8 protein-coding genes are annotated in these 9,232 nt (G+C 75.1%); all 8 read left to right on the forward strand.

Annotation, left to right across the window (positions count from 1 at the left end):
* Positions 1-52 precede the first annotated feature (52 nt).
* The 8 genes from ACWGL3_RS28540 (at position 53) to ACWGL3_RS28575 (ending at position 9,200) form a co-directional block, all read left to right on the forward strand.
* Positions 53-796, forward strand: a complete 744-nt coding sequence (locus ACWGL3_RS28540) for an SDR family oxidoreductase (protein WP_267948754.1) — start codon at positions 53-55, stop codon at positions 794-796.
* The gene (locus ACWGL3_RS28545) at positions 793-1,317 is read left to right on the forward strand and encodes a nuclear transport factor 2 family protein (protein WP_267948753.1); all 525 of its coding nucleotides are present in this window, start codon (positions 793-795) and stop codon (positions 1,315-1,317) included. The genes ACWGL3_RS28540 and ACWGL3_RS28545 overlap by 4 nt, the downstream gene beginning before the upstream one ends.
* Positions 1,318-1,664: 347 nt before the next feature.
* The gene (locus tag ACWGL3_RS28550; protein WP_276567189.1) at positions 1,665-2,378 is read left to right on the forward strand and encodes a response regulator; all 714 of its coding nucleotides are present in this window, start codon (positions 1,665-1,667) and stop codon (positions 2,376-2,378) included.
* 54 nt (positions 2,379-2,432) lie between these two features.
* A complete protein-coding gene (locus tag ACWGL3_RS28555; RefSeq protein ID WP_267948752.1) occupies positions 2,433-2,837 on the forward strand; it encodes a twin-arginine translocase TatA/TatE family subunit in 405 nt (134 codons plus the stop codon).
* Between the two features lie 175 nt (positions 2,838-3,012).
* The gene (locus tag ACWGL3_RS28560) at positions 3,013-3,183 is read left to right on the forward strand and encodes a hypothetical protein (RefSeq protein ID WP_267948751.1); all 171 of its coding nucleotides are present in this window, start codon (positions 3,013-3,015) and stop codon (positions 3,181-3,183) included.
* A gap of 363 nt (positions 3,184-3,546) precedes the next feature.
* Positions 3,547-5,250: an ABC-F family ATP-binding cassette domain-containing protein gene (locus tag ACWGL3_RS28565; protein ID WP_452462009.1), complete on the forward strand. Its 1,704-nt coding sequence runs from the start codon at positions 3,547-3,549 to the stop codon at positions 5,248-5,250.
* Positions 5,251-5,260: 10 nt separating this feature from the next.
* Entirely contained in the window at positions 5,261-5,623 is a 363-nt protein-coding gene (locus ACWGL3_RS28570; RefSeq protein ID WP_267948749.1) for a UBP-type zinc finger domain-containing protein, read from the forward strand.
* Positions 5,624-5,825: 202 nt separating this feature from the next.
* On the forward strand, positions 5,826-9,200 hold the full coding sequence (locus ACWGL3_RS28575) for a pyruvate carboxylase (RefSeq protein WP_267948748.1): 3,375 nt from the start codon (positions 5,826-5,828) through the stop codon (positions 9,198-9,200).
* Positions 9,201-9,232 lie beyond the last annotated feature (32 nt).

Here is a 9,232-nt window from a genome sequence, read left to right on the forward strand (position 1 = left end):
AGGCCGGGTCGGCGCCCGTATCCGACCGACCCCCGAGAGAGGGCACACCCGTATGAACGACGCCACGCCTGTCCCCAAGAGTGTTCTGATCACCGGCGCGAGCAGCGGTATCGGCGAGGCTACCGCGCGGCGCCTCGCGGCCGACGGCCACCGCGTCTTCCTGGGCGCCCGGCGCACCGACCGCCTCACCCGCCTGGTGGACGAGCTGGCGGAGGGCGGCGCGACCGCCGCGTGCCGGCGCCTCGACGTGACCGACGCGGGCTCGGTGGACGCCTTCGTCGCCGCGGCGCGGGACGCCTTCGGCCGGGTCGACGTCCTCGTCAACAATGCCGGGGTGATGCCGCTCTCCCCGCTGTCGGCCGGCCTCACCGACGAGTGGGAGCGGATGGTCGACGTGAACGTGCGGGGCGTGCTGCACGGCATCGGCGCCGCGCTGCCGGTGATGCGGGCGCAGGGCTCCGGGCACGTGGTGAACGTGGCGTCCGTGGGCGCGTACGAGGTGTCCCCGACCGCGGCCGTCTACTGCGCGAGCAAGTTCGCCGTGCGGGCCCTGACGGAGGGGCTGCGCCAGGAGTCCGGTGGGGCGGTGCGGGTCACGCTCGTCTCGCCCGGTGTGACCGAGTCCGAGCTGGCCGACGGCATCACCGACCCCGAGGCCCGGGAGGCGATGCGGACCTACCGCGCGGTGGCCCTGCCCGCGGCGGCGGTCGCGGACGCCATCGCCTACGCGGTGTCCGCCGCGCCCGGCGTCGACGTCAACGAGATCGTGCTGCGCCCGGTCGGGAGCGCGCAGTGAGCCCGGCGCGGGACGACGGGCGGCCCGGTCCCGCGGACGTGTCCGGGCTGGTGCGGAGACTCGGCCTCCTGGAGGACCGCCTGCGCGCCCTGGAGGACCTCGCGGTCGAGGAGTCCCTGCGCGAGCTGCTGGTGCGGGGCTGGCGCGCCCTCGACGCGCGGGACTGGGACGCCTGGATCGCCTGCTGGGCGGAGGACGCGGTCCTGGAGTTCGGACCGTGGGAGGCGGTGCGCGGCCGGGAGGAGATCCTGCGCACGGTGCGGGACGCGGAGGAGCCGTACGCGCACATGCAGCACCACCTGCTGAACACGGCGTTCGAGGTGGCGGGCGACCGGGCGACGGGGATCGGCTACATGTGGTTCGTGGCGGTCGGCGAAGAGCCGGACCCGGGCGGGCCGTTCCAGATGGGCGGGCCCTACGACTGGGACTTCGTGCGGACGGACGCGGGGTGGCTGGTGGCGCGGCAGCGGCTCGGGGTGTGGTGGCGGGCCGGGGAGGACCCGGTGGGCGGACTGTCCTGAACGCGCCCTCGGGGCCGGGGCCGGGCCGCCCCGGCCCCGCCCCGGGCCGGGGCGGGGCGGGGCGGTGCCCCCGGCGCGGGGCCGGCGCACTGCCATGACGGTGCCCCGGCGGCGCGGGCCGCAGCGCCCCCGAGCCCGCGAACGTCAGGAAGGCGTCAGGATCCCGGCCCGGACCCGCATGGAAACCGTTAGGACCCGCCCCCGCGCCCCCGGGATCCCCTTCGATGGTTCCGGCGGACCGGACGCACCGGGCGCGCCGGGCGCCGGCCCCTCCCCCTCGGCTCCGGCGGGGACCGCCGGACGCGGGCCCGGCCCCGGCGGCGGGGAACCGGAACGGAAGGGGGAGGATGGAGCGGATCCCAGGGGTCCTGGTGGTCGACGACGACCTCACCGTCCGGAGGACGCTCGGCATGAACCTCCGCGCGCGGGGGTACACGCCCCTCTACGCGGCGACCGGGGAGCAGGCGCTGGCCCTGGCCGCTGAACACCGCCCCGACGCGGTCCTCCTCGACCTGTGCCTGCCGTCTCTGGGCGGGTTGGGCGTCCTGCGGAGCCTGCGTGTGTGGAGCGAGGCCCCCGTCCTGGTGGTGTCGGGCGACGACGCGCCCGCGACCAAGGTGGAGGCGCTGGACGCGGGCGCGGACGACTACGTCACCAAGCCCTTCTCCATGGGCGAGCTCTTCGCCCGCCTGCGCTCGGTCATGCGGCGGCGGGCGGCGCCGCACCCGCCCCCTCCCCCGCTCGTCACCGCGGACTTCACCATCGACTTCCGGGCCGAGCGCGTCACCCGGCAGGGGCGGCCCGTGCCCCTGACGCCCCGGCAGTGGCGCATCGTCGAGGTGCTGGCGGCCGAGCCCGGCGCCCTGGTCGCGCGGGACAGGCTGCTGCGTGAGGTGTGGGGGCCCGGGTACGGTACCGAACACCACTACCTGCGCGTGTTCATGTCCCACATCAGGAGGCGGCTGGAACCGGATCCGCGACGGCCACGCTACTTCGTCACCGAGACGGGGGCGGGGTTCCGCTTCCTGCCGGGCGAACCGCCCGGCAGGGACCGGCGGTGAACCCGGGGCCGCCCGCCCCGGGCACGTGATCCCCACGAGGAAAGGAACGACGACATGGGTATCGGCGCACGCGAGATCATGATCCTGCTGGTGATCGCGCTGCTGCTGTTCGGCGCGAGCAGGCTGCCCGCGTTGGCGCGGTCGCTCGGGCGCAGCGCGCGGATCCTCAAGGCCGAGGCCAAGGGGCTCAGCGACGAGGACGACCGCCCCGACGGGGAGGCGGCGGCTCCGCCCGGCCCCCGGGCCGGACACGAGCAGGGGCAGCCGTCGGCGGAGCGGACCGGGCACGTCCCTCCCCGCACCCCCTCCCCGGGGTACGACCGGCCCGAGCCGCACGACCCCGGTCAGCACCCGTACCACCAGGCGCGGCCTGTCCCCCGGGCCTCCCTGGAGGGGCCGGCGCACCGCCCCGAGGACGGGGAGGAGTCCCCGCAGGAGCGGCCCGCCACCGACCGCTGATCCGCGGCCGCCCCCGGCTCCGCGCGGACCGCGGGGCCGGGGGGCCGGGGCGGCGCGCAACCGCGACGGCACGGCGCACCCGCGTCGGCAGCGGCTCCGCGCCCGTGGTTGCCGCCTCGGCACGCGGGTAGACGGGTAGCGCCCGGGAACACACCCACCATCCCTCGGAGGCCCCGTGTTCGCCACCGCCGCCGCGGTCCTGTTCGGACTCGCCCTGCTCCTCGAACTCCTCGGGACGGGCATCCAGGACCTCGTCACCACGAGAACCCTCGCCCTCGCCGGCCTGCTGTGCCTCGCACTGCACGTGGCGGGCTACGGCTCCGGCTGGGGGCGCCGCCGCCGGTGACCCCGCCGGGCCACCGGTCCGGCGGCCCGGCCCCGGTGTCCGCCGGACCCGCGCACACGCCACGGGGAAACACGGTTTACTCCGGGGCGGTCCATCCCCTAAAGTGGCCCACGTCCTGTTGTCGACGACAGAGGTGGACGTTGCGCATCTGAGGTTCGCGATCACCACGCGGTACGGCCCGGCCCGTACACCGGTCACACCCCGACTGGCTTCCACGCCGTCCGTGACCCCGCGTGCTTGCGACCTCGGCGCAGGACGTCCCCGATGCTCCCGGGACACCTCCCGTCTCCTCAGACGCGGCCGCCGCGTGGTGCTCGCCCACGAAGCCACCCCTTCACAGCGCTTGCGACCGCGAGGAACACCATGCCGAGTACGCCTGCCACCGGCGTCTCCCTGACCTGCTCCGCCCTCTCCTTCCGTTGGGCGGACGGCACACCCGTCTTCGACGGGCTCTCACTCTCCGTCGGCCGGGGCCGCACCGGTCTCGTCGGGGCCAACGGCGCCGGCAAGTCCACCCTGCTGCGGCTGCTCGCCGGCCGGCTGAGTCCGGCCGGGGGCTCGGTGTCCGCCGGCGGCAGCCTGGCCTACCTTCCGCAGGACATCACCCTGGACACGTCACTGCGCGTCGACCAGGCCCTCGGCATCGCCGAGCGGCGCGCCGCCCTGCACGCCATCGAGGCCGGGGACGCGGACGAGGCGCACTTCGACGCGGTCGGCGACGACTGGGACGTCGAGGAGCGGACCCTGGCCACCCTGGGCCCGCTCGGCCTGGGACACGTCGAGCTGGACCGCACCGTGGGGCAGATGTCCGGCGGGGAGACCGTCCTGCTGCGCCTGGCCGCCCTGCTGCTGGAGCGCCCCGACATCCTCCTCCTGGACGAGCCCACCAACAACCTCGACGTGTTCGCCCGCCGCAGGCTGTACGAGGCCGTCGACGACTGGCGCTCCGGGGTGCTGGTCGTGGTGAGCCACGACCGGGAGCTGCTGGAGCGCGTGGACCGCGTCGCCGAGCTGCGGGCGGGCTCGGTCACCTGGTACGGGGGCAACCTTTCCGCGTACGAGGAGGCGCTGGCCACCCAGCAGGAGGCGGCGGAGCGGACCCTGCGGGCCGCCGACGCGGACGTGCGCAGGCAGAAGCGCGAGCTGGAGGAGACCCGGATGAAACTGGCCCGCCGCCAGCGCAACAGCAAGCGCCTGGACGACCGGGGCGGCATCCCCAAGATCATCGCGGGAGGTCTCAAGAGGTCCGCGCAGGAGTCCGCGGGCAAGCTGCGCGGCGTGCACGAGGAGCGCCTCGACGAGGCGCGCGAGCGGCGGGAGGAGGCGGCGGACGCGGTCCGCGACGACGCGGAGATCAGGGTGGACCTCCCGCACACCGCCGTGCCCGGGAGCCGCGTGGTCCTGCGGGCACGGGGGCTGTCCCTGCCGTACGGGAGCCTGCGGGAGGGGGACCTGGAGCTGCGCGGCCCCGAGCGCGTCGCGCTGATCGGACGCAACGGGGCGGGGAAGACCACGCTGCTGCGCACGCTCTCCGGCCTGCTGGAGCCCTCCTCCGGCGAGGCCGAGGCGTTCGTGCCCCTGCGGTTCCTGCCGCAGCGCCTGGACGTGCTCGACGAGGAGCTGAGCGTGGTGGAGAACGTGTCGCGCCTGGCGCCGGGGGTCACCGACCAGCACATCCGGTCCCAGCTCGCGCGGTTCCTGTTCAAGGGCAAGCGCGCCGAGCAGCCCGCGGGCACCCTCTCGGGAGGGGAGCGCTTCCGCGCCGCCCTCGCCGCGACGATGCTCGCCGCGCCCGCCCCGCAGCTGGTCATGCTGGACGAGCCGACCAACAACCTCGACATGGCCAGCGTGCGGCAGCTCTCGGGAGCGCTCGAATCCTACGAGGGCGCGCTCGTGGTCGCCAGCCACAACCTGCCGTTCCTGGAGTCGATCGGCATCACCCGCTGGCTGCTCCTGGACGAGGAGCTGCGGGAGACCACCGCCGAGGGGGTGCGCGAGGCGCTGGCCGCGGAGGAGCGGTCCCGGCCGGTCAGCGGGTCGCGTTCGGATCCGGGCTCCGGTGAGTAGCGTGGTCGCCATGAGCAACGGAGAGAGCGCTGTTCCCGAGATCGACCCGTCCGTCCCGCCGAGCGGGACCGGCTGCCAGGAGTGCCTCGAGGGCGGGGGGTGGTGGGTGCACCTGCGCCGGTGCGCCGCCTGCGGGCACGTCGGCTGCTGCGACTCCTCGCCCGGGCGGCACGCCACGCGCCACCACGAGGGCACCGGGCACCCGATCATCCAGAGCTTCGAGCCGGGCGAGGACTGGTTCTTCGACTTCCGGGGGCAGCAGATGACGATCGGCCCGGAGCTGGCCCCGCCGAGCAGCCACCCGTCGGACCAGCCCGTTCCCGGACCGGAGGGGCGGGTCCCGCCCGACTGGACGGAGCGCGTCAACCCCTGAGGCCGGGGCGGGCGGGCCCCGGCCGCCGCACCGGCGGGCGCCGGCGGGGTGGCCCGCCGGCCCCGCGAAGGGCGCACCCCAGGTGGCGGCCGGGCCCCGCCGGGTGGCTAGGGTGCCCGTGATCCACCCTCCCGTGGGCCCCGGCAACGGCGCCGGACCATGCGCCCCGGCATCACACCTGAAAGATCAGGAGGAACCCGGCATGTTCCGCAAAGTGCTCGTGGCCAACCGGGGCGAGATCGCCATCCGCGCCCTCCGCGCCGGATACGAACTCGGCGCCCGCACCGTCGCCGTCTTCCCCCACGAGGACCGCAACTCGCTCCACCGGCTCAAGGCCGACGAGGCCTACCAGATCGGCGAGCCCGGCCACCCGGTCCGCGCCTACCTCTCCGTGGACGAGATCGTCCGCGCCGCCCGTGAGGCCGGGGCGGACGCCGTCTACCCCGGCTACGGCTTCCTGTCCGAGAACCCCGAGCTCGCCCGCTCCTGCGAGAGGGCCGGGATCACCTTCGTCGGTCCCCCCGCCGACGTGCTGGACCTGACCGGCAACAAGGCGAGCGCCGTGGCCGCGGCGAGGGCCGCGGGCGTCCCCGTCCTGGAGTCCAGCGAACCGTCCTCCGACGTGGACGAACTCGTGGCCGCCGCCGAGGGGATCGGCTTCCCGCTGTTCGTCAAGGCCGTCGCGGGCGGCGGCGGGCGCGGCATGCGCCGCGTCCCGGACGCCGGGCGGCTGCGCGAGTCGGTCGAGGCCGCGATGCGCGAGGCCACCACCGCGTTCGGGGACGCCACGGTGTTCCTGGAGAGGGCCGTGGTGAACCCCCGCCACATCGAGGTGCAGATCCTCGCCGACGGCAGCGGCGGCGTCGTCCACCTCTACGAGCGCGACTGCTCGCTCCAGCGGCGCCACCAGAAGGTCATCGAGCTCGCCCCCGCGCCCAACCTCGACCCCGGCCTGCGGGACCGCATCTGCGCCGACGCCGTGCGCTTCGCCCGGGAGATCGGCTACCGCAACGCGGGCACGGTCGAGTTCCTGGTCGGCGAGGACGGCAGCCACGTCTTCATCGAGATGAACCCGCGCATCCAGGTCGAGCACACGGTGACGGAGGAGGTCACCGACGTCGACCTGGTCCAGGCCCAGCTGAGGATCGCCTCCGGCGAGACCCTGGACGACCTCGGCATCGCCCAGGAGACCGTCTACCTGCGCGGCGCCGCGCTCCAGTGCCGCATCACCACCGAGGACCCGGCCAACGGCTTCCGCCCCGACACGGGCATCATCAGCGCCTACCGCTCCCCCGGCGGCTCGGGCATCCGCCTGGACGGCGGCACCTCGGCCGCGGGAACCGAGATCAGCCCCCACTTCGACTCCCTGCTGGTCAAGCTGACCTGCCGCGGCCGGGACCTGGCCACGGCGGTGAGCCGGGCCAGGAGGGCCGTGGCCGAGTTCCGCATCCGCGGCATCGCCACCAACATCCCCTTCCTCCAGGCGGTGCTGGAGGACCCCGACTTCCAGGCCGGGAGGGCCACCACCTCCTTCATCGAGGAGCGGCCGCAGCTGCTGACCGCCCGGCCCTCCGCCGACCGCGGCACCCGGCTGCTCACCTACCTGGCCGACGTGACCGTGAACAAGCCGCACGGGGAGCGCCCGCACCTGGTGGACCCGGCCACGAAGCTGCCGGCGCTGCCCGCCGGCTCCCCGCCCCCGGGGACGCGCCAGCGCCTGGCCGAGCTGGGACCGGAGGGGTTCTCGCGCTGGCTGCGCGACTCGCCGCGTCTGGGGGTCACCGACACGACGTTCCGGGACGCCCACCAGTCCCTGCTGGCCACCCGGGTCCGCACCAGGGACCTGCTCGCGGTGGCGCCCGCGGTCGCGCACACCATGCCCGAACTGCTGTCCCTGGAGGCCTGGGGCGGCGCCACCTACGACGTGGCCCTGCGCTTCCTGGCCGAGGACCCCTGGGAGCGGCTGGCCGCGCTCCGCGAGGCCGTGCCCAACATCTGCCTCCAGATGCTGCTGCGCGGGCGCAACACCGTGGGCTACACCCCCTACCCGACCGAGGTGACCGACGCCTTCGTCAGGGAGGCCGCCGCCACGGGCGTGGACATCTTCCGCATCTTCGACGCCCTCAACGACGTCGAGCAGATGCGCCCGGCCATCGAGGCGGTACGCGCGACCGGCACCGGGGTCGCGGAGGTGGCGCTGTGCTACACCTCCGACCTGTCCGACCCCTCGGAGAAGCTGTACACGCTGGACTACTACCTGAGGCTCGCCGAGCGGATCGTCGCCGCGGGCGCGCACGTGATCGCGGTCAAGGACATGGCCGGGCTGCTGCGCGCCCCGGCCGCGGCACGGCTGGTCTCGGCCCTGCGCCGTGAGTTCGAGCTGCCGGTGCACGTCCACACGCACGACACGACGGGCGGCCAGCTGGCCACCTACCTCGCGGCGGTCGACGCGGGCGCGGACGCCGTGGACGGGGCCGTGTCGTCGATGGCGGGCACGACCTCGCAGCCGTCGCTGTCGGCCGTCGTGGCCGCCTTCGACCACACCGGGCGCGCCACCGGCCTGAGCCTGGACGCGGTCAACGAGATGGAGCCGTACTGGGAGGCCGTGCGCCGGGTCTACGCGCCCTTCGAGGCCGGGCTGACCTCGCCGACGGGGCGGGTCTACCACCACGAGATCCCGGGCGGCCAGCTGTCCAACCTGCGCACCCAGGCGGTCGCGCTGGGGCTGGGCGACCACTTCGAGGACGTGGAGGCGATGTACGCCGCCGCCGACCGGATGCTCGGCCACCTCGTGAAGGTCACGCCCTCCTCCAAGGTGGTGGGCGACCTGGCCCTGCACCTGGTCGGCGCCGGGGTGGACCCGGCCGACTTCGAGGCCGATCCGGGCAGGTTCGACGTGCCGGACTCGGTGGTCGGGTTCCTGCGCGGTGAGCTGGGCGTCCCGCCCGGCGGCTGGCCCGAGCCCTTCCGCACGCGGGCCCTGGCCGGCCGCGCGGAGGCGCGCCCCGTGGCGGAGCTGACCGAGGAGGACAGGGCCGGTCTGGCCGAGAACACCCGGGCGACGCTCAACCGGCTGCTGTTCCCCGGCCCGACCAGGGAGTTCGAGGAGCACCGCGACGCCTACGGCGACACCAGCGTGCTGTCCAGCGCGGACTTCTTCTACGGCCTGCGCGCCGGGGAGGAGCACTCGGTCGACCTGTCACCGGGCGTGCGGCTCCTGATCGAGCTGGAGGCCCTGGGCGAGGCCGACGAGCGCGGGGTGCGCACGGTGATGGCGACCCTCAACGACCAGTTGCGGCCGCTCCAGATCCGGGACCGGGCGCTGGCGTCGAAGGTGCGCACGGCGGAGAAGGCGAACAGGTCCGACGCGGGGCACGTCGCCGCTCCCTTCGCGGGCGTGGTCACGCTGGCCGTCGCCGAGGGCGACGAGGTCGAGGCCGGTGCGACGGTGGCCACCATCGAGGCGATGAAGATGGAGGCCTCGATCACCGCGCCGAAGGCGGGGACCGTGTCCCGTCTGGCGATCGACACCGTGGCCCGGGTGGAGGGCGGCGACCTGCTGGTCTGCCTCGCCTGACACCGTCCGCCGGGCCGCCCGCACGGCGGCCC

The organism is Nocardiopsis sp. NPDC055824 (assembly GCF_053616335.1).